The sequence below is a fragment of the Pseudomonas sp. NPDC087697 genome, from assembly GCF_044743155.1.
Lineage (GTDB): Bacteria > Pseudomonadota > Gammaproteobacteria > Pseudomonadales > Pseudomonadaceae > Aquipseudomonas.
The window spans coordinates 64,818-85,069 of sequence record NZ_JBIUVW010000004.1 but is presented as its reverse complement, the minus strand read 5'-3'; the positions used below and the strand labels follow the sequence as shown (position 1 = coordinate 85,069).

General features: G+C 59.3%; 15 protein-coding genes. 6 read left to right on the top strand and 9 right to left on the bottom strand.

Annotation, left to right across the window (positions count from 1 at the left end; all coding sequences use genetic code 11):
- Window positions 1-44: 44 nt before the first annotated feature.
- From ACIPIN_RS04815 to ACIPIN_RS04800, 4 genes are all read left to right on the top strand, one after another.
- Window positions 45-1,148 carry an ABC transporter substrate-binding protein gene (locus ACIPIN_RS04815; RefSeq protein WP_401116026.1) on the top strand — a complete coding sequence of 368 codons (1,104 nt, stop codon included), beginning with the start codon at window positions 45-47 and terminating at the stop codon, window positions 1,146-1,148.
- Between the two features lie 194 nt (window positions 1,149-1,342).
- Entirely contained in the window at window positions 1,343-2,251 is a 909-nt protein-coding gene (locus ACIPIN_RS04810; protein WP_401116023.1) for an ABC transporter permease, read from the top strand.
- Window positions 2,248-3,096: an ABC transporter permease gene (locus tag ACIPIN_RS04805; RefSeq protein ID WP_401116020.1), complete on the top strand. Its 849-nt coding sequence runs from the start codon at window positions 2,248-2,250 to the stop codon at window positions 3,094-3,096. Before ACIPIN_RS04810 ends, ACIPIN_RS04805 begins: the two co-directional genes overlap by 4 nt.
- A gap of 158 nt (window positions 3,097-3,254) precedes the next feature.
- Complete coding sequence (locus ACIPIN_RS04800; protein ID WP_401116018.1) at window positions 3,255-4,310, top strand: ABC transporter ATP-binding protein; 1,056 nt, start codon at window positions 3,255-3,257, stop codon at window positions 4,308-4,310.
- A 134-nt stretch (window positions 4,311-4,444) separates the two neighbouring features.
- Here ACIPIN_RS04800 and ACIPIN_RS04795 read toward each other — a convergent pair whose 3' ends face one another.
- Complete coding sequence (locus ACIPIN_RS04795) at window positions 4,445-5,374, bottom strand: AraC family transcriptional regulator N-terminal domain-containing protein (RefSeq protein ID WP_401116015.1); 930 nt, start codon at window positions 5,372-5,374, stop codon at window positions 4,445-4,447.
- A gap of 338 nt (window positions 5,375-5,712) precedes the next feature.
- Between ACIPIN_RS04795 and ACIPIN_RS04790 the strand changes: the two genes are divergently transcribed.
- Both ACIPIN_RS04790 and ACIPIN_RS04785 read left to right on the top strand, forming a co-directional pair.
- On the top strand, window positions 5,713-6,078 hold the full coding sequence (locus tag ACIPIN_RS04790) for a putative quinol monooxygenase (protein ID WP_401116012.1): 366 nt from the start codon (window positions 5,713-5,715) through the stop codon (window positions 6,076-6,078).
- Window positions 6,079-6,087: 9 nt separating this feature from the next.
- A complete protein-coding gene (locus ACIPIN_RS04785) occupies window positions 6,088-6,351 on the top strand; it encodes a hypothetical protein (protein ID WP_401116009.1) in 264 nt (87 codons plus the stop codon).
- 9 nt (window positions 6,352-6,360) lie between these two features.
- Here ACIPIN_RS04785 and ACIPIN_RS04780 read toward each other — a convergent pair whose 3' ends face one another.
- The 8 genes from ACIPIN_RS04780 to ACIPIN_RS04745 form a co-directional block, all read right to left on the bottom strand.
- Window positions 6,361-6,993 (bottom strand): flavin reductase family protein, encoded by a 633-nt coding sequence (locus ACIPIN_RS04780; protein WP_401116006.1) that lies wholly within the window; start codon window positions 6,991-6,993, stop codon window positions 6,361-6,363.
- Between the two features lie 211 nt (window positions 6,994-7,204).
- Window positions 7,205-7,570 carry a hypothetical protein gene (locus ACIPIN_RS04775; protein WP_401116003.1) on the bottom strand — a complete coding sequence of 122 codons (366 nt, stop codon included), beginning with the start codon at window positions 7,568-7,570 and terminating at the stop codon, window positions 7,205-7,207.
- 388 nt (window positions 7,571-7,958) lie between these two features.
- Complete coding sequence (locus ACIPIN_RS04770) at window positions 7,959-9,278, bottom strand: MFS transporter (RefSeq protein ID WP_401116000.1); 1,320 nt, start codon at window positions 9,276-9,278, stop codon at window positions 7,959-7,961.
- Between the two features lie 322 nt (window positions 9,279-9,600).
- Window positions 9,601-10,935, bottom strand: coding sequence for a sigma-54-dependent transcriptional regulator (locus ACIPIN_RS04765; protein WP_401115997.1), 1,335 nt, complete (start codon window positions 10,933-10,935; stop codon window positions 9,601-9,603).
- On the bottom strand, window positions 10,929-12,695 hold the full coding sequence (locus tag ACIPIN_RS04760; protein ID WP_401115994.1) for an ATP-binding protein: 1,767 nt from the start codon (window positions 12,693-12,695) through the stop codon (window positions 10,929-10,931). Before ACIPIN_RS04760 ends, ACIPIN_RS04765 begins: the two co-directional genes overlap by 7 nt.
- A gap of 120 nt (window positions 12,696-12,815) precedes the next feature.
- A complete protein-coding gene (locus tag ACIPIN_RS04755; protein ID WP_401115991.1) occupies window positions 12,816-13,040 on the bottom strand; it encodes a hypothetical protein in 225 nt (74 codons plus the stop codon).
- Window positions 13,037-15,577, bottom strand: coding sequence for an RHS repeat-associated core domain-containing protein (locus tag ACIPIN_RS04750; protein ID WP_401115988.1), 2,541 nt, complete (start codon window positions 15,575-15,577; stop codon window positions 13,037-13,039). Before ACIPIN_RS04750 ends, ACIPIN_RS04755 begins: the two co-directional genes overlap by 4 nt.
- Complete coding sequence (locus tag ACIPIN_RS04745) at window positions 15,574-20,103, bottom strand: SpvB/TcaC N-terminal domain-containing protein (protein WP_401115985.1); 4,530 nt, start codon at window positions 20,101-20,103, stop codon at window positions 15,574-15,576. The genes ACIPIN_RS04750 and ACIPIN_RS04745 overlap by 4 nt, the downstream gene beginning before the upstream one ends.
- Window positions 20,104-20,252 lie beyond the last annotated feature (149 nt).

Below are 20,252 nucleotides of genomic sequence, written 5' to 3'. Positions count from 1 at the left end.
GGGATGCACCTACCTCATACCTACAACAATAAAGGGAGTCCTTCATGGGCGATCATGATCTGAACAGAAGACAATTCATCAAGACCGTAGGTGTCGCGTCGGTTGCCGCGGCCGCCATGAGCATGCCGTTCATTCGCGCCAACGCCAGTGACACACGTTTTCAGGGCAAGACCCTGCGACTGTTGACCTGGTCCGATGACACCGGGCTTGCCGCACTGCGCAATATCGCCGCGACCTTTGAAGCCAAAACCGGCGCCAAGGTCATCGCGGACCGTACCGGCAGTACCTCGGAAATGGTCGCCAAACTCAAGGCCGGTGGTGATCGTCCGCAATACGACATCATCACCCTGGCGGGTGTTGGCGCTGAAGGCCTGGCCGCCGCCGGTTTGCTGGAAAAGCCCGACCTCAACCGCATTCCCAACCTGATCGACGTACCGGAGAAATACCGCACCGGCGCCAACGGTCATGGCATCGGTTATCTGCTCTGGTGCAACAGCCTCGTCTACAGCACCCGCACCCTGAAAGAGGCCCCGGACAGCTATGCCTCCCTGTGGGACGCGGACCTGGCACCGAACATCTTCCTGCCGCCGCCGAACTGGACCGAGGCCATGGACCTGATCATCATCGCCGCCAAACTGGCCGGTGGTGATGAACACAACATCGAACCCGGCTTCAAAAAACTCGCCGAGCTCAAGAGCCGCGTGGTGACCCTGGGTGAAAACCCGAACCAGATCGCCGAACTGTTCCGCACCGGCTCCCTGGATCTGGGTGGTCTGTACGCTCCGGCGTTCTTCCCGAAACAGATCCGCGATCCGAACTACGGCCTGAGTGCAACCTTTGGCATGAAGGAAGGTTTCTACACTGACCTGATGCAGTCGGTCATGCCGAAAAACCGCCCGGGCGATACCGACCTGGCCTACGCCTTCATCAACCACTCGCTCGACCCACTGGTGCAGGGCAAGATGGCCGAAGACATCTACAACGGCCCGGTCAACGCCAAGGCAATCATCTCTGCCGAGGCGCGCAAGAATCCGTTCATCCTGACGCCAGAGCAGATTGCCGAGAAGGCGATCATGCACGACAACGCCTTCCTGGCGACTGTGCATGACCAATGGATTCGTCGTTACACGGAAATCTTCTCTTCCTGACCGAGTGTCGAACACAGCACTTTGGAGCACCACACAACCCCTGTGGGAGCGAGCTTGCTCGCGATGACTGCTCATCAGTCGACATTGATGTCGACTGACAGTCCGCTATCGCGAGCAAGCTCGCTCCCACAAGGGCCAGTGTGGATTCAAAGCGTGTGTTCACTCAGCTGTCTTCCATTGACGAGACCATTGCTATGGAACACCAACCTCTGACCCACCCGGTCGGCGTAGCTGTCGTGCGCCCGAACCGAGGCGTTTCGCCGACGACGCGCGCCTGGTTTTTTCTGTCGCCATCGATGCTGTTTCTCGGTGTGCTGATTGCTGCCAGCCTGCTGGTGTTGCGCATGAGCGTGGGCACCAAAGGCGCGGAATGGACCGGTTTCAGTCTGGCCAGTTATGCCCAGCTACTGGAACCCTATTACCTCAAATCACTGCTGCTGACCTTGCGTCTGGCGTTGTTCAGCGCGGTGATTGCCGTACTGCTGGCGATCCCGGTGGCGTACACCATGTCGCGGCTCACTTCACCCTTGCTGCGCCGGATGTTTCTGGCCGCGGTGCTGTTGCCATTGCTGGTCAATCTGTTGCTGCAAAGCTACGGCTGGCTGGTGATTCTCGGCCCGGGCGGAATGCTCAATCAGGCATTGATGGGCCTTGGCTTGATCAAGCGTCCGATCATGCTGCTGTACAACCAGAACGGCGTATTGATGGGCCTGGTACAAACCGCATTTCCGTTGGCCGTGCTGCCGATTGCCAGCGCCATGCGCGGTGTCGCGCGGACCTACGAAGAAGCCGCAGCGACCCTCGGCGCCAGCCGCATGCAGGTGTTTCGCCAGGTTGTGCTGCCGATGAGCATGCCAGGCATCATCACCGGCGCGACCCTGGTGTTTGCCTACAACGCCAGCAGCTTCGTAGTGCCTTTGCTGCTCGGTGGCCGGCGCGTGCCGATGCTCGCGGTGATGGTGCATGACCAGATCGCCCCGCTGATGAACTGGCCCGCCGCTTCTGCTGCCGGCGTCGTGCTGATCATCACTACGCTGGCCATCATGACCTTGTCCGAATACATCACCGGCCGTCGTCGGCGCATGCTGGAGGCTTCGCAATGAGCACTTTGATCAAAAAGCGCCAGTCGCTGTTGCCGGGCGATACCGGCAAGTTTGCCGGTGTATTGTCGGGTTTCATCCTGCTGCTGGCGGTGCTGCCGATCCTGACGATGATTGTCATGTCGTTCAGTGGCGCATCGAACCTCGACTTCCCGCCCAGCAGCTATAGCCTGCAATGGTATCGGGCAGCCTGGCACACCTTCGTGTCGCCGGACGCCAGCGATGTGCTGAGCCTGGGCAAGGCCATGACCACCAGCCTGATGGTGGCGTGCCTGACCATGGTCTTTGCGACCATCATCGCAGTGCCGGCGGCCTATGCGCTGACCCGTTGCGAGTTCCGTGGCAAGGCCGTTGCGCTGCAATTGATGTCGCTGCCGTTGGTGTTCCCGATGGTGGTACTGGGTCTGGCGCTGTTGCTGGTGTTCGACAGCCTGCCGTTTCAGATGACCACCTCGAGACTGGTGATTGCCCACGTCATTCTGGCCTTGCCGTTCGTGGTGAAAAACTGCACCGCAGCGATGCTCTCCATCGGCAGCGAAGTCGAAGAGGCCGCGCAGATGCTCGGCGCTTCACCGCTGCGGGCGATAGTCGATGTGGTGGTGCCGTTGATGAAGTCGGGCATCCTCGCCGGGATGCTGCTGGCGTTCATCGTCTCGTTCAACGAGTTCACCGTGACCTACTTCCTCTACACCATCGATGTCATGACCGTGCCGATCTGGATGTACAGCCGCACTGTGTCGTCGCTGGACCCAACCGTTTTCTCGTTTGCCGTGCTGATCGTGCTGATCGACTTCGTCCTGATCTGGGCGTTGGAGAAGCTAGTCGGTGAAGGTGGCGTTTCGTTCTAGCTTCTGCCTGGAGGTGCCTGCGCTCGATCATGCTGCGTTAAAAGTCAGCTCAGAATGCTCATTGACTAAAGTCAACTCCGCTTCTTCGCAGACTTTTGCCTTGCCTGATCATCGCTCGGCGACCTCCAGCCAGAACCTTTATTCTTGAGGTAATTAACATGACTGGTCTGATTCTGGAAAACGTCGAGAAACGTTACGGTACGGCGTGCGCGGTCAAGGACGTCAATCTGCACCTGCCCGAGGGCAAACTGGTGTGTTTTCTCGGCCCTTCGGGCTGTGGCAAAACCACCTTGCTGCGGATGATCGCAGGTCTGGAAACCCTGAGCGGCGGCGAGATTCGCCTGGACGGTGAAGACATTGGCCATACGCCGGCGCACCTGCGTAACTTCGGCATGGTGTTTCAGTCGCTGGCGCTGTTTCCGCACATGACGGTCGGCGAGAACATTGCCTATCCGTTGAAACTGCGTAGCGTGAGCAAGGCCGATCAGCAGGCGCGGGTTACTGAATTGCTGCAATTGATTCAGCTGCAAGAGATGGTTGATCGTCCGGTGTCGAAACTCTCCGGTGGTCAGCGTCAGCGCGTGGCGATTGCCCGGGCGATTGCCACGCACCCGAAAATTCTCCTGCTCGACGAGCCGCTGTCGGCACTGGACGCCAAGCTGCGCGAGTCGATGCAAGTCGAGATTCGTCAGCTACAGCAGCGCTTGAACATCACCACCATCATGGTCACCCACGACCAGCGCGAAGCCATGACCATGGCCGATATCGTGGTGGTGTTGGGCGAGAATCGGGTGCAGCAGGTCGGCACGCCGATCGAGATCTACCGCCATCCGGCCAATGAATTTGTCGCCGACTTTATCGGCTCCGGGAACATTTTCCCGGCCACGGCATTGGGCGATGGCAGAATCGGTTTGCCCGGCGGTGATGCCCTTCAGGTACCGATTTGCAGCAGCATCGTGGTCGGCGAGAAGGTCAAGATGCTCGTGCGTCCCGAAGACCTGCAACTGTCGCATCCGCAGGAAACAGCGGGTAATCGCCTGCTGGGCAGGGTGACGTTTGTGCGGGATATCGGTGCGACCATCGAGACCACGGTCGAGTGCTCGGGGGTGTCGCTGACGGCGTTGAGCACGCCGTGCCAGGGTATCGGCCTGAGCATCGGCAACCCGGTGTCGGTGACCATTCCATCCGAAGCCTGTCGCGTGCTCGGCGCCTGATACCACCACACACAACCCCGCACCCGTAGGAGCAAAGCTTGCTCGCGATGAACGATGACGCGGTCAACAAGTGAAACCGCGGCGCCTGCATCGCGAGCAAGCTTTGCTCCTACGGGCGTTGTGTGTGGTGTTGGTTAGACAGACATCCGCAACCGCGCCAGATCCCGCAACGGTGGCGCGCCAAACAGCCGGCTGTACTCGCGGCTGAACTGCGAGGGGCTTTCATAGCCCACGCGGTAACCCGCCGCCGAGGCGTCGATGCCTTCGGCGAGCATCAAGCGCCGCGCCTCTTGCAGGCGCAGTTGCTTCTGATATTGCAGTGGACTCATGGCCGTCATTGCCTTGAAACGATGGTGCAGGGTCGACACGCTCAGGTTCACTTCCTTCGCCAACTCATCAATGCGCAACGGCTGCTCGTAGTTGCCGTTGAGCCATTTGATCGCCTGACTGATGCGATGGCTCTGGCTGTTGGCGACGGCAATCTCATATAGCCGGTGACCCTGCTGGCTGCGCAACAAGCGATAGAGAATCTCCCGACGAATCAGCGGCGCGAGCATGGCGATGTCTTTCGGGGTGTCGAGCAGGCGCGCCAGACGCAGCACTGCGTCGAGCATCGGCTGATCCAGTTGTTCGACATACAGGCCGCGTCCGGCAGGGCGGGTTGGGACGCCCATTGGCCCTGCGTCGGCGATCAATGCGGTGATTTCCGCCGGATCGATATCCAGGCGCAAGGCGAGGATCGGATGGTCCGGCGAGACATCGACCACCCGTCCGCTCAGCGGCATCGAGACCGAGACCACCAGGTAGTTCAGCGGGTCATAGTTGAAGTATTCGTCGGCCAGCCGAACTTCCTTGCGGCCCTGAGCCATGATGCACAGTGCGGGTTGCGCGAGCACCGGGGCGAAGTCATGGGATTGGCCGTGACGTGACAAAAACAACGAACCAATGGCGGTCGCGTAGCTGCCGTCTTCGCCGGTATTGCGGCGGATGATTGCCGAGAGCTCCGCACGCTGTTTTTCCATCTCGGCGTCCAGCGGGGCGTGAGTATGATCCGGAGGCGACATGCGAAACATCCTCGGCAAGGTTGATGAGATGGGCACAGCTTAAATTTGTGCAAGCCAGTGTGGTAGGCAAATCCTGCGCAAAACTTGCCTGATTCTGCTGCGCTGTTGTATTCGGCATAGAGATCGCGAACATAACGCGAGAAAACTTGCTTGAAACACCTCTGTCACTTTTATCGACCGGGTTTTTCGCAGGCGGAGCGCAATCGGTATTCGGGTGCAGGATTGTGCAATAAGCCGGCAGGAATCGACTAACGGGCCATTCGCCAGGGACTTTATCTTTGACCCTGTCGCCACCTGCCCGCAGGTGGCTGATCGTTTACACCCTGGGAGAGTCGAACATGTCCATGCAGATCCCCGTCAGCCATATGGCTTTTGTCCGTGCCCGAGCGGGCCGTTCGCTGGAGTTGGGCGCGCGTTTGAGCAGCCTGATCGAACCGTCGCGTCAAGCAAGCGGTTGCCTGCACTTTGCCTTGCAACATTCGTTGTGCGATCCCGAACTGTGGCTGGTGTCCGGTTTCTGGGTCGACCAGCAGGCCATGACTGCCTACTTCAGTACCCCGGCCATGCAGATATTTGCCGAACTGGTGCAGGAACTGGTAGTCAACAGTCTGGATTTTCACACCTTCAGCGAAGTGTCTGCGGCTCAGGCTCGCGGCGAATATCCGCAGTTGAACACCGCGCCATTGCACCAGTTGGCCAGTTGAGGGTTTAGAATGGCCGACTTTCCATTGGCCAGGATCCGCGACATGGCACGTAAAGAGTTTGCACAGTTCGAAGCAGTTTCCGCCGTAGTACCGGGTGAAGGAGGCTATAGCGCCGCCATCGCCGTCAAAGCCCTGGGTGGCTCAGGCGCCCCGCGTTTTCACAAAATCCTCGATGACCAGAAATTCAAGACCGCCTTCGAAGCCGATCAGGCTGCCGAGCAGAAGCTTGAGCAGTTGACCGACGTCGCTGAAGACGGCGAGCTGGTCTGGTAGTAATTTCGCTTATGCCCTGGTCGCCCCCGGGCGGTACATCTTGAACAAGGCCTCAGGCCCCAGCTGGAAATAATCCGCCGGCCCACCGCCGCGCAGAATCGGTTCTGCCGCGGCAGTGTCGTACACCCCATCCTTTAACAGCCACTTGGCGATATGCACGGCGACTACTTCGCCGAGGATCAGCCAGCTCGGCACCACTTCCTTGTTCGCGCGTTGCAACTGAATGATCTGCGTAACCTTGCATTCGAAGGACACCGGGCTTTCGGCGACCCGTGGCACCTGAATGATTTTCGACGCTGCTGGCGTCAGCCCGGCCAGTTCGAATTCGTTGATGTCGGCCGAGACCATCGCGCAGCTCTGGTTCATCTGCTCGGCCAGCGGACGGGTGGCCAGGTTCCAGGCGAATTCGCCGGTTTGTTCGATGTTGTTCAGGCTGTCTTTACGGCCAACGCTTGAGAACCCGATGATCGGCGGGATGTAGTTGAACGCGTTGAAAAAGCTGTACGGCGCCAGGTTCAGCCGACCTTCGGCGTCTTGCGAGGAAATCCAGCCGATGGGCCGAGGACCGACGATGGCATTGAACGGGTCGTGGGGCAGACCATGGCCCAGGGCAGGTTCGTAGTAGTGGATGTCATCGGGCATTGCATGGGTTCCTGAATACAAGACTTGGAAGGTGAAGGCCATAGTGCAAGGGCTGGTGGCTTATTTCCAGTTGTCATGGTGCATCAAAACAATGAGATCCCCTGTGGGAGCAAGCTCGCTCCCACAGGGGACGTGTTGGTCTCGGATATTTATTATCCCCCAGAAACAACTAAGCCCGGCCGAAGCCGGGCTGTGAAGTCTGCCCAAGGTGTTAGCTGATAGCGGCGGCAGTACCGGTGCGGTCAAAACCATCAGCGGCGATAGCGCCAGCGGTACCGGTGTGATCAAAGCCGTCAGCAGCGACTTTGGCGGAGCCGGTGCGATCGAAGCCGTCAGCAGCGACTTTGGCGGAGCCGGTGCGATCGAAGCCGTCAGCAGCGACTTTGGCGGAGCCGGTGCGATCGAAGCCATCGGCGGCGAAAGAGGCCGAGCCAGTGTGATCGTAACCATCAGCAGCAACAGCGGCGGAACGTTCAGTTGTGAAAGCGGCAGAACCGGTGCGGTCATAACCGTCGGCGGCGAAGGTGTTGGCGGTCAGTACGGAGAGGGTCAGAGCGAGGATCAGTTGGGTTTTCATGATGTGTACTCCAGGTTCGTTTGCGTGTTGTGCGTTGGGTATGGCGTTCATACTACGCATGTAAATTTGATTAAAAAGCGCAAATAAATGCTTAAATCAATCTGATTTATCGATGCTTGTTCCGTCGCAGAATATTTTCAGACGCTGCTTGGAAGCCTGCATTCTGTATACGTGCGAGACGTCGATATGGATTCAGATGGCAGCAGAATGTCGACTGGGCATTAACCGATCATTAATCAAACCGAGTCGCAGCCATCGCGAGCAGGCTCGCTCCCACATTTAATCTGCGGTGAACACATAATTTGTGAACGCTGGAGATCCAGTGTGGGAGCGAGCTTGCTCGCGATGGGGCCATGGCAGTCACCGTTGCAGTGACTGCCAAACGCGGTCAGTCAGTCTCGATCCGCGAGTGTTTGCGGGTGTCTTTCATGGTTACGTACACCAGCAACGACACCGCAATGCAGGCCGTGACATACCAGTAGTAACCGGTTTCCATGCCGATGCTCTTGAACCACAGGGCGATGTATTCAGCGGTACCGCCGAAGATCGACACGGTCAGTGCATACGGCAGGCCTACGCCCAGTGCGCGGATTTCGGTTGGGAACAGTTCGGCTTTGACCACCGCGTTGATCGAGGTGTAGCCGCTGACGATGATCAGCGCCGCCATGATCAGGAAGAACGCGCCCCACCAGGTCTGGATGGTGTGCAGTGTGGTGAGGATCGGCACAGTGAACAGGGTGCCCAGAACGCCGAAGGCAATCAGGATCGGCCGCCGTCCGACTTTATCCGACAAGCCGCCGATGATTGGTTGCAGGCACATGAACAGGAACAGCGTGGCCGCCGAAATAGTGGTGGAGTCGGAGATGCTCATGCCGACCGTGTTCACCAGGTACTTCTGCATGTAGGTGGTGTAGGTGTAGAAGGCCAGGGTGCCGCCCATGGTCAGGCCGACCACGGTCATCAGTTCCTTGGGATGACGCAGCAGGGTGCGCATCGCGCTTTCTTTGGACTTTTCTTTCTTGGTGAACGACTCGGTTTCTTCCATCCCGCGACGCAGGTACAACGCGACGACGGCACACAGCGCGCCGATGGCAAACGGAATGCGCCAGCCCCAGTCGTACAGCTGTTCGGTGGTCAGGGTTTGCTGCAGAACGATCAGCACGCCCAGCGCGATGAGCTGGCCGGAGATCAGCGTGACGTATTGGAAGCTGGAGAAGAAGCCGCGACGTTCCTTGGTCGCCATCTCGCTCAGGTAAGTCGCCGAGGTGCCGTACTCGCCACCCACCGACAAGCCCTGCAGCAAGCGGGCGAATACCAACAGGATCGGTGCGCCGACGCCGATGGTTTCATAACCCGGGCTCAACGCGATGACCAGCGAGCCAAAGCACATCAGATACACCGAAGCCATCAATGCCGCTTTACGGCCGGCGCGGTCGGCATACAGGCCCATCAGCCAGCCACCAATCGGGCGCATCAGGAAGCCCACGGCGAAAATCGCGGCGGTGTTCAGCAGTTGGGCGGTGGTGTCGCCTTTAGGGAAAAAGGCTTTGGCGAAATACAGCGAGAAGGCGGCGTAGACGTACCAGTCGTACCACTCGACCATGTTGCCGACAGAGCCGCTGAAGATCGATTTGATGCGGCTGGCGGTGGTCTTTTCTTTGGCAGGCACAGCTGCCGACCCAAGAGGCAGGGTTTGCGAGTTATCCATGACGGATCCTTCATTTAATTGTTTTTGTGGAGCGCGCGTAAACGCAGCCTGCGTGGGCTATAGCAGGAGCTGTGCCAGTTGGGAGAGGGCCGGTTTAGAGGGGGTGGCAGGTTTTGGTGAGCGGAAATCCGCTTATTTGGAAATGGGTGTGAGCGAAAATCCGCTTATTCAGTTCATTAATTTGCGTTGTCTGTACTGGCCTCATCGCGAGCAAGCTCGCTCCCACATTGGTCCTATGTGAAGCACAAATAGTGCACACACCGAAAATCTACTGTGGGAGCGAGCTTGCTCGCGATGAGGCCCGTGCTGACACTACAAAAAATCAGCTTTCTCGCAGAAACATCTCTCGGGTCAGGCCATGCCGCTGCATCTTTTCATTGAAGGTTCGGCGCGGCAGTTGCAGTTCTTCCAGCACGGCTTTGATGTCGCCTTTGTGCCGGGTCAGCGCGGCCCGCAGGCAGTGCGCTTCGAAGGCTTCCTGCTGGGCGGCGAGGGATTGGCCGGGTTCGATGCCGACCGGTTCCGGTTCCCCCAGGCCCAGCACCTGGCGCTCGGCGACGTTGGCCAATTCGCGCACGTTGCCCGGCCAGTCGTGGCTCAGCAACCGACTCAACTGCGGACCACTCAGTGGTGGAAAGCTGCGTCCCAGCCGTTGCGCGGCGGCTTGTGCGAAATGCTCGAACAGCAACGGAATGTCCTCACGCCGTTCGCGCAACGGCGGCAAGCGCAGCTCCGCGACATTCAGCCGATACGCCAGGTCTTCGCGAAAACGCCCGGCGCGGGCTTCGTCCAGCAGGTCGGGTTTGGTCGCGGCGATGATCCGCAGGTCCACGTGAATACTCAGGTTGGAGCCCAGCCGTTCGAGCTTTTGCTCCTGCAACACCCGCAGCAATTTGACCTGTTGAGCCAGCGGCATGCTTTCGATTTCATCGAGGAACAAGGTGCCGCCATCGGCGTATTCAAGCTTGCCGATGCGCTTGCCCTGAGCGCCGGTGAAGGCGCCGCTTTCATGACCGAACAGCTCGGCTTCGAACAACTGCTCGGGGATCGCCGCACAGTTCAACGCCACGAACGGCTTGTCGGCACGCGGACCAAAATCATGCAGGCAACGGGCGACCAGCTCTTTGCCGCTGCCGGTTTCACCACGGATCAGCACGTTCACCGGTAGCGCCGCGAGGTCCAGCACCTGCCGGCGCAGGGTCTGCAAACCACGGGAGACGCCAAGCAGACTGGCGTCGAGTTTGCTGCGGTTATCGGCCTGTTCGTGCAGGGCGCGGTTTTCCAGCACCAGTCGACGTTTGTCCAGCGCCCGGCGCAGGCTGCTGAGCAAGGTCTCGGGGCTGAAGGGTTTTTCGAGGAAGTCGTAAGCGCCATCGCGCATCGCTTCGACGGCCATCGGCACATCGCCGTGACCGGTCAGCAGAATCACCGGCAAGTCCGCGTCCAGCTGTTGCAGCCGAGCCAGGAGTTCCAGGCCGGTCATACCGGGCATGCGCACATCGCTGAGGATCACCCCGGGAAAATTCGCCGGCAGTTGCGCCAGGCATTCATCGGCGCGGCTGAACAGCTGCACCTCGAACCCCGAGAGGCTCAGCCATTGTTCGACGGCATCGCGAATACTGCGTTCGTCATCGACCACCATCACCGCGTTCAACATTGAATGTGTGCCTCCAGATCGATGGGCAAAGTGAGGGTGAAGACTGCGCCGTCGTCCTGGTTCTCGGCACTCAGGCGGCCGCCGAGTTCATGCACGATGGCGAACGAAACCGCCAGCCCAAGGCCCAGGCCATCACCCACCGGTTTGGTGGTGAAGAACGGATCGAAGACATTCGGCAGGTCCTGCGGCGCAATACCGCCGCCGCTGTCGGCGACCGTCAGGCGCCACAACTGTTCATCGGCTTCAAGGCGGATCTCCAGGCGCTTGAGCGGTTTGTCACGCATCGCATCGAGGGCGTTGCGCAGCAGATTGATCAGCACCTGTTCCAGGCGAATCGCATCGCCGCGAACCCAGGCCGGGCGACTCAGGTGCAATACGCAGTCGATCTGTTCATCGCGCAGCCGAGTGTCGAGCAACTGCAGAGATTGATCGACCACTGCCGCCAGGTCCAGACGCTCGCGCAAACCGCTGGGACTTTTGCGGGCGAACGTCTTGAGGTGACCGGTGAGGGCTGCCATGCGCGTCAGCATCTCATCCACCGGCTTCAGCGCTTTATAAGCGTCGTCGACCCGACCGTGATCGAGCAACAGGCGCAAGGTTGCGAGCTGCATGCGCTGGGCGGTAAGTGGCTGGTTTATTTCATGGGCCAGGGCTGCCGACATCTGCCCCAGCGCCGCGAGTTTGGCTGATTGCACCAGACCGTCCTGCGCGGTGCGCAGATCGCGAGTGCGTTCCTCGACCAAGCGTTCGAGCTCTTCGCGACTGCGCTGACGTAGCTTGGCCAGACGCCAGCGTTGGCTGAGGAACAGCAGCAAGAACACCAGTGTCAGCCACACCCCGGCGGCGGCCAGCCCGGCGTTACGCAAATCTTCGAAGGCCACCTGCGGGCGCCGCAACAGGTGCAGGGTCCAGCCTTCGGCGCTCAGGGGCAGCGATTCCCACAGGTAATCGGCCGCACCGTCTGGACCGTCGACGCGGGCCAGATAACTGTTCTCGTCAAAGTGCCGAATCGGTTGATGGTCGAGCGGGGTCAGCGGTTGCTTGTCGTATTGGCGCGTGGTTTTAAGCTCGGCGCGATCAGTGTCCGACAGCGTGCCCAACAGCCGATAGCGCCACCCCGGCTGGTTGGCAATAAACACAATGCCTCGCGCATCGCTGACCAGCAGGGTGTCGCTGCCCTGACGCCATTCGCGCTCCAGCTCCGGAAACTCGAGCTTCACCACCATGGCGCCGAGAAACTCGCCGTTGTCACCGGTCACCGCACTCGACAGAAAATAGCCGGGAATCCCGCTGGTCACGCCCACCGCGTAAAAGCGCCCGGAGCCTTGGCTGCGGGTTTGGCTGAAGTAGGGGCGAAAGCCGTAATTGTGGCCAACGTAACTGCTGGGCAAGCGCCAATTGCTAGCGGCCACGGCCAGGCCGGTGTGATCCAGCAGTTCCAGGGTGGACGACTGGGCCGCACCGTTGATCTTCTCCAGTTTGCGGTTCAGCGCGTCTTGCTGCTCCGGGCTCACCGGGCCATCGAGCGCCGAGCGCAGTTCCGGGTCCAATGCGAGCACGGCGGGCAGGGTGCGGTAGCGTTCGATCAGGGTGTGCAGGGAATTGGCGTACAGCGCCAGTTGCTGATTGGCGCGGGCGGCGTCTTCAATTTGGGCCTGGCGTTCGGCGTGGCGTATGGCAACACTGGCAGCCAAGGCTGCGCCTGCGAGGATCAGCAGGGTATACAGCGAAAAACGCAGGGTACGAGAAGTCGGCAGCATGCTGTAGGAAACAGGCAGGAATAAGGACGGGCACCATAGCATGGAGCGCTACCGGAATTCGGCGCCAGATCAATGGCACGCGGCACACTCCCGGCAGAGTCTGCCGATCGGCTTTACCGATCAGCGCTGCCGGGCCGTACGCGCTTGCTTGAGCAAAAATTGATTGTCGGTCGTTCTCATCTCCTTGTAATAGGCCATGCCCTTTTCGGAGCGGTCTATCAAATCCAGGACGGTTCTGGTTTGTTGCTGCAAGGTGGCCCGGTGAATCGGCTCAAGCATGCTTTTGGGCGTCATGTAGTTCACATTGGGTAATACGTCAGCGGGATTGATGGCATCGGTTTTCAATGCGTCAAATCCTGCTTCAGCAGTGGCCCCGCGTTGTTTGACCGTTGTTTGACCGTTGTTTTCCAGTCGATGAGCATGTTTTCGATCTTGTCGATTTTAACGGGGTCCAGTCCGTTCTTGATGTCTTCGGCTTCTTGAACCCTGGACCCGAGTGCCAGCATCGCGCTGACGCCAGGAACCACCGAACCCACCACTCTGTTGAAAAAAAACGAGACTCCACTTTCAATCGAAATACTTGAGTCGCTGCTTACGGCGAGGCCGGCCCTGCGGTCAATTTCATCAATGGTCATTGATGAGGTCTGCGGTATCAGTGGCCCGACCAGTCTGAAGGGTGAAGCGATCGGTGCCAGTGAGTCCCCCGCCAGATCACCGCCTGCGTTACCGCCAATAAAACCAACGGCAAAGGGATCGATGTTCACACCGGCATTAGGCAGGAGCGCTCCCACAGCTTCACTGCCGTAAAAACCACCAAAAAAACCGGCAGCAGCGCTTATTCCTTCGCCGACGGTGTTTTTCAGTAACGCTTTCCCGATGCCGGATTGATTGATGATGTTGTCGATTTGCCCAAGTGTCTGCTCGGCGTCTGCGGCGAGGGTCGATATGAACATTGAATAGCTATAGATATAGGCTTCTTCTTTTTGGCCTCCGGTCTTGTCCACATACAACAGCGGATTGTTCCCCACCATCGCATACAGATTCAGCCCATCCACATCCCCTCCCGGATCGGCGCTGACCCAGCGCTGCAACCACGGCGCGTAATACCGGGCGCCATAGTAATAGAGCCCACTGACATCCATTTCCTTGCCTGAATAACGGAGGGTCTTGTAATCGGCCTCTACCGCCGAGCGCCCCGCGCACCAACAGGTGCCGCCGTAGGCGTAATAGAACTCCAGGCTGATCACTGCGCCGTCGCGATCCAGCTCCAGAGCGATGGAACCCAGATGATCACCGAGGTGGTAACGCAGTTGATCAGGCTCGATGTCGGCGGGTTTTCCAGTGACCCAGTGCAGGCAACGGACACTGCCCACGCCGGTCGACAGGGTGATGACGTGCAATTGCTGGCCGTCGCTGCGGGTGCGGATTTCCAGTCCTGGCAGATAGCACACGTCATGGAAGTGGTTAGCGGATGGGGTATGCCACACGTGATGTTTGTAGACCCGCATGCCCTGGCTGTAGAGGTAGGTTTCTTCATCGTCGGGCAGGCCGTTGCTGTGTTCGAGTAAGGTCACTTTGGCCAGTTGGTCACGGGGATTCCAGCTCAGGGGCTGACCGCGTTGCAGTAATAACTGGTTGCCGTGGGGGTCGAAGCGCTCATCGAAAATCGGCTCCGGATCATCTTCTTCCCAGCGCACGCCACGGTTGCTGTGTTCATCGATGCGCATTTGGCGAGTGAAGTTGTTGCCGTCACGGCGGTGACACAATGTCGTCAGGTTGTTGCCCTGATCGTAGTCGTAGTGCTCGGTGTAGTTGAAGCGGCGACCAGGGTCGATGGGTGTGATCAAGTCTGGCAAGCCCGGCTGAAGATTGGGTTTCTCAGCCTCGAAACCGCTCGCCCACGTCAGCCGGTACAGCGAGTCATAGGCAAACTCGCGATGACTGTCGACGCGCTGGTTGGCGAAGAACACCGTGCTCAGCGTGTGGTCCTCGATGCGCAGCACGTTACCCACGCGGTCATGGACGTATTCGAGGTTTTGGCACAGCGGTTTGCCAGGCTTTCCGGCTTTGAGCGTATGCAGTCGGCCGTCGATGGGGTCGTAGCCCCAGGTGCTGATCACGCCGTTGCCGGCGCGCTGTTCGACGATCTGGCCGGCAGCGTTGTACTGCGTATCGCTGAGGATATCTTGACGTGGGCTGTCGGCGTCGAGTTGAAGCCTGACCTGCTTGAGTTGCCCGGCAATGTCGTAGCGCGTGTGCTGCCGATGGCCGGCGGCATCGGTCTGGGTCAGCAGCGCGCCGTTGGCGCTGTAGTGTCGGCTGCTGGTGTAGTGATTGTTGTCGGGAAAGGTGCGGGTTTCACTCAGCGTCTGACCATGCAGGCTGAAGCCACTGAAACTCAACACACCTGCGCGATCGATCTGCTCGAGCATCTGGCCGCGTCGATTGTACTTGGGGTCGGCAGAGGCGTCGGCGTAGGTAAAGGTTTCGACGTTCGGTTGAGCGTTTTCCTCAACGGCTATCACGCGCAATTGATTGTCGTAGGTGGTTCGCCAGTGATTGGCGCGCTGATCCCAGCGTTGCAGGACTTCACCGGCCAGTCCGGCCAGACTCAGACGCCGACCGGAATCGACACTGTCGACCCTGAGCGCTTCGCCTGACAGCCGATAGACTGTGGCCAGGTTAGGTCTGGGGGCGTTGCCGAACAGCCGCGGGTCCCATTGCGCGATCAACCGGCCATCAGCGTCATGGATTTGCCGGGTGACCAGGGTCTGAGCTGTCGTACCAACTTTCTTGCGCAGGTATTCGACCTGCCGAACGGGCAAGCCACGGCTGTCGTTGACCTTCAGGGTCGGTGTATGGCGATGCACCTGAAGGCTCATGGCGTGTTCCGGTCCTGGCGTTTATCGGCTTCAGGTTCATGGGTGTCGTTGAAGTCCTCGCTGGTCTGATACCAAGGGCTGTAGGCCTGGCGAGACACATAGCCTTTGGCACTGATGACTTTGACCGGCCGGCCCAACGGGTCATAAAACTGTTGGTCGTGGTAGCCGACCTCGCGAAACGATGCGTCGTTGATGTAACGATGGGCGTCGGCAAAGTAGGGGCGGTAGACCCGCACGGCCAAGCCCTTGTTGTTGTATTCCACCCGCTCGCTGACACGCCAGCGCGGGTCGGCATGACACTCCTGCGGTTCGCCGGTTTGCGGGTCGAGCTCCAGTTCGCCTTGCGCATTGACGACCCAGGCCATTCCCGGCTCAACCAATTGCTTGGTTTGCAGGGGGCGGCCAAAGCCATCGACGCAGGTCAGTAGCATCTGGATCTGCTGACCCGTTTCGGCGTCCGGATAGTCATCGGCAGTCAGCACCAGACTGTGCACGGGTTCACGGGGAGTGCTGCGGATCAGTTCCAGCAGTGCCTGTTCGGCCGCTGTTCGGGCCTTGAGCCGGGCAAGACGCGCGCGCGCGCCGGCGCGAATGTGCAGGGACGGCAGAATGTAGCTCTGTGCGATCCACTGGGCCAACTGATCAGGGTCTACGTGAGCCGAATCGGGCAGCACGCCCATCCAGCTGTGCAAATCCTTGCGTAATACACTGGCCGCTCTTTGCAGTGCTTCTTTCGGGTTCTGGATGGCTGCGCCAGGGCTGGCGTCTTCAGGGCGCTGATGTTGATCGAGGGGATCGAAACCGACGTCCGCGCCATTTTCAGAGCCAAAGAAACTCGTTGCCAGCGGTTGCCCGGAGGGTTCGTAGAGAGCCTCCTGACGATTGTCATTGGCATCAATGACGCGTTTGGGCTGGAGTGCGTGATAGTCGTATTCGGCGCGGGTTGTGCAGCCATCCGGCAGTTCGACGCGGGATGTCAGCAGGTGGTAGTCGTCATGGCTGACGTGAGTCACCCCGTGACTGGCGGTCGCATTGAATTGCAGCACCTTGTAGAAACCGTCGAGATCGGCGTAACGGGAAAAACCGTTCAGTCCCGACCACAGGTTTTCCTGCTTGTCCTCTTCGGCGTCTTTATCGAGAAACAGCTTCATGGGCAGGAAGCCGATTTTCTTCAGTTCCGCCCGGATGTCGAACGGTGGGGGCAAGCTGTCGTAGGCCGTCAACGCCGTCTTGTCCAGCGCCGCCAGCTCCAGAGGGCCAGCCAATGCCTGGAAATGGGCGCTGCCGTCAGGCAACAGGCTGCCGTCGGTAGACAGATAGCTTTGTCGCGACAACTGGCTCAACAGCCGCAACGCTTTCCATTCCTCCCACATATGGGATCGGCTCAAACATTCATAAGAAACCTCTTCGGGTTTGAGTCCCGTAGGCAGCGATCCTATGGGCAGCTCCAACACATTGAGGCGTTGGCGCCACGGCAGACCCAGTCGCCAATCTTGAAACCCGTCCAGGTGAATGAGCTCAGCGCGTGATTCGCTCAGGTAATAACGCTGTTGAGCGTCATCGTGGGCATCCAGCCACCATTGAGCCTCATCGGGATCGGTAAAGGGCGGTTCGTCCCGTTCGGTTTTGCGCCGTGCATAGCTGACGGTCAACGTTTGAACAGGCGTGCCGAAACGGTCCCGTCGCAGGGTGATTTCATGCCGACACAGCGGATCATCGGCATGGCGTTCGTATTGGTAGCTGATCTTTTCGAGCAGCAATGGCAAGACGATCGCATGGGGATGATGCGGGGCCATGGGCCGCAGTTCACGCACCAGATAACGTGACTGCTCCACCGAATAGGGAATGGCCGCTGCGCGGTCTTTCTGTAGCCCGAAGACTTCCGCGCGCAACACCGAACCGCTCAGGCTTCGGGCGATTTCGTGCAGTGTGTCCTCGTCGGTGGGTTCGATGAGTTCATCAATACCGTCGTTCTCGTGGAAGCGACTGATCAGCGTGTCACCCAACGGATGGGCCTGGTGGTCGCCATTGAAGTATCCCTCGCAAGGCTCGTCCACCAGGCGTCCGGTATGGAACCAGGTACGGGTCAATATTGGCGCGGTAAAGCCGCTCTCACTTTCCTCCGGGCTGGTTTCGCTGTCGGTCTGGTGCAGCCGGCCAAAGCCACGAAACTCACGGTCATGGCTGTCGTAATAGCCATGGAAATAGTTGAAGAACTGCTTCAGGCAGTTACCGGTAATCTCGTCGAGCTGGCTCTGCTGGCTGACTACCTGAACCGGGAACGGCAGGTAGCAGGGCGGCGGTTTATCGGCATCCGGCCATTGTCGTTTTTCATCCAGCCACTCTTGTGCCGAGCTGCGATAGCGCACGGTTCCACTGCAACCCATGTTGTTATTGGTCATGACCAGCGCATAAGGCCGCGCATCGACAAAATCGTAACGCCAGTGTCGTGGCGATGGGTGCGGTATTGTGAGGATCAAACTGGCGCAGCCGAGCCCTTGCAAGTCGACGAAGTTGACCTGGCTCAGGGTGTCGTAGCGCACGCCCTCGGGCCAGGCCACGCTGATCGGTGTCTGTTCAAGCCGGTTGCCGCCGCGATTGAGGTAGATATCGAAGTGATCCGAATGCAGATAAATCAGCGACGGGGCACCGCTGCCATCGAGGTCGGCTATTCGCCCCCGCGCGGCATCGAACTTTCCGTACTCGAAGGGCAGCGTGCCCATGACGAACCCTTTGCCAAAGCGCCCATAGCCCAGGTTCGGCCAGCATTTGATCTCGTCGTGGCGAATGCGGCACAGGTCGGGTAGATCGCTGCCGAGCATATGGCCCAGAAACACCAGTTCGCTGCGTGAATTGCTGAACAACGGCAGGCTGTCGTCGTTGGGCTCGTGGGGTACATCCTGCCCGGGCGCAAAGCCGTCTTCGCGAAGGTTGGCGTAAAGACGCACGCTTTTGGGGCCAATCAGTGCCAGTGAGCTGAGGCCGTTTCCCGTCAGGTCGCCGAACTGCGCCAGGGCGTTGAAAAACTCCAATGGGAAGGCACTGAAGAGGCTGAACGGCGACCAGCTCCGGTCAGGCTTGAGCGCATAAAAACCACTGAAGGCCGGTTGCGCAAAGATCCAGTCGAAACGGCCATCACCGGTCAGGTCGTTGAGCGACTGCTTCACCGGTTTGCTGCCATCGGCGACCGGAATGGTCGGCAATAGCTGCCACGGGCCGTAGCTTATTTCATCAGGGTGGTTCGACCCTCGCAGCGGTTCACGGTAGTACCAGCTCTGGTCGTATTGGCAGAGGAAGCCCGGCACACCCTCGCCATACAGGTCGAGGCAATGATGCTGTTGCCCGTCCTGGATACCGGGCATGTGTTCGAAGGGGAAGAACGGCGTGGATTGGGTGTTGATCTCGAATGGCGAGTGGTCGAATTCCATCGGCGGCATGTGTTCTACCGCACCACTGGCGTCATAGGCTTGATAGTGCGCGGCGCACAGCTGGCTATAGAACGCCGGCTGCGGGTGATACTCCAGCAGCAGGCGTTTGACCAACGCGGGATTTGGCCCCAGTTCAGTGGGGAAATGGTGAAACATCAAGATCTGCTGGCACAGGCGTCGGGTGCTCAACTCGAAGCCGTAGCCATAGGAGAAGAAGGGGTCGCGGCGAGTCAGCCACTCACCGATGTCATCGTCAGGTTGTGGAAACGGTTCCCCGTAAACCGGTTTTTCACTCCAGTCGAGCGTGCGTTCGCCGTAGTCGAACAGCAGATGAAAGTGCCATTCCAGCGCGGCCGGGTTGTCCACGGTCCAGGCATACAGATGCTCGCTGGCGCTGAAATTGCCGTAACACACCCGCCGCAGATAGCACTGAGCACGGTAATCGTGGGGTTGATCATCGAGCGGGTCTTCGGGCTTGTACTCGTAGGCGATGTGTTCGCCATGGGCGTTCATGCTTTCGAGCAACAGCCAGACCCCAACCCGTAACCCGTCGTGCGGATCAGCCCGTCGCGAAGCCTCGGTCTTGCCGTAAATGTGCACACTGCCGTCGGCCCCGTGCACCAGCCAAAAAGGTGGCTGTTGAGTGCTCGGCTGCCAAAGCTCGATCAGATCGAAGGCGCTTTCGACCCGAGGCCAATAACGGACCACGATATGCTTGCCGACGGGCTCGTCGTTGTAGTGATCTTCCGGTCGCGACTGGATGTGCCCATCCTTGTCGCGCTCGGGCATCCACTCATCACCGCTGGGCCCGACGATGGCGTCGTCTTCAAGGTAGCGCGGCACGCCTTTGCTGGTCTGGCGAGTAATGGCATTGACGGTCAAGCGCCAGCCGATGCCGAACGGGCCATTGCCCGCCTGGCTGTCGTAACTCAACCCCAGTGCCGGATCAAAGCCGCGTCCCGGCGAGATCGGCAACGGCAGCTCGAAAGAAGCCTTGCCGCTGGTGCCAATGGCGCCCCAGCTTTTGCCGATGGTGGTAATCGCGGCACTCTTGGCAATGGAAGGAGGGGTAATGCTTTGGGAGGCTTGATCTTCCATGGACTGATCCTGTTCCAGCCTGGCGAGTGGATGACTCACGCTACCAAGTTGGGCACACGGCGTAACCTGTCATACCTGACAGGTTGGAAGGGTTTCTCTAGAACAAATAAGCTTAATTGATGAGTTTATTATCGCCATTCGTGCGTATC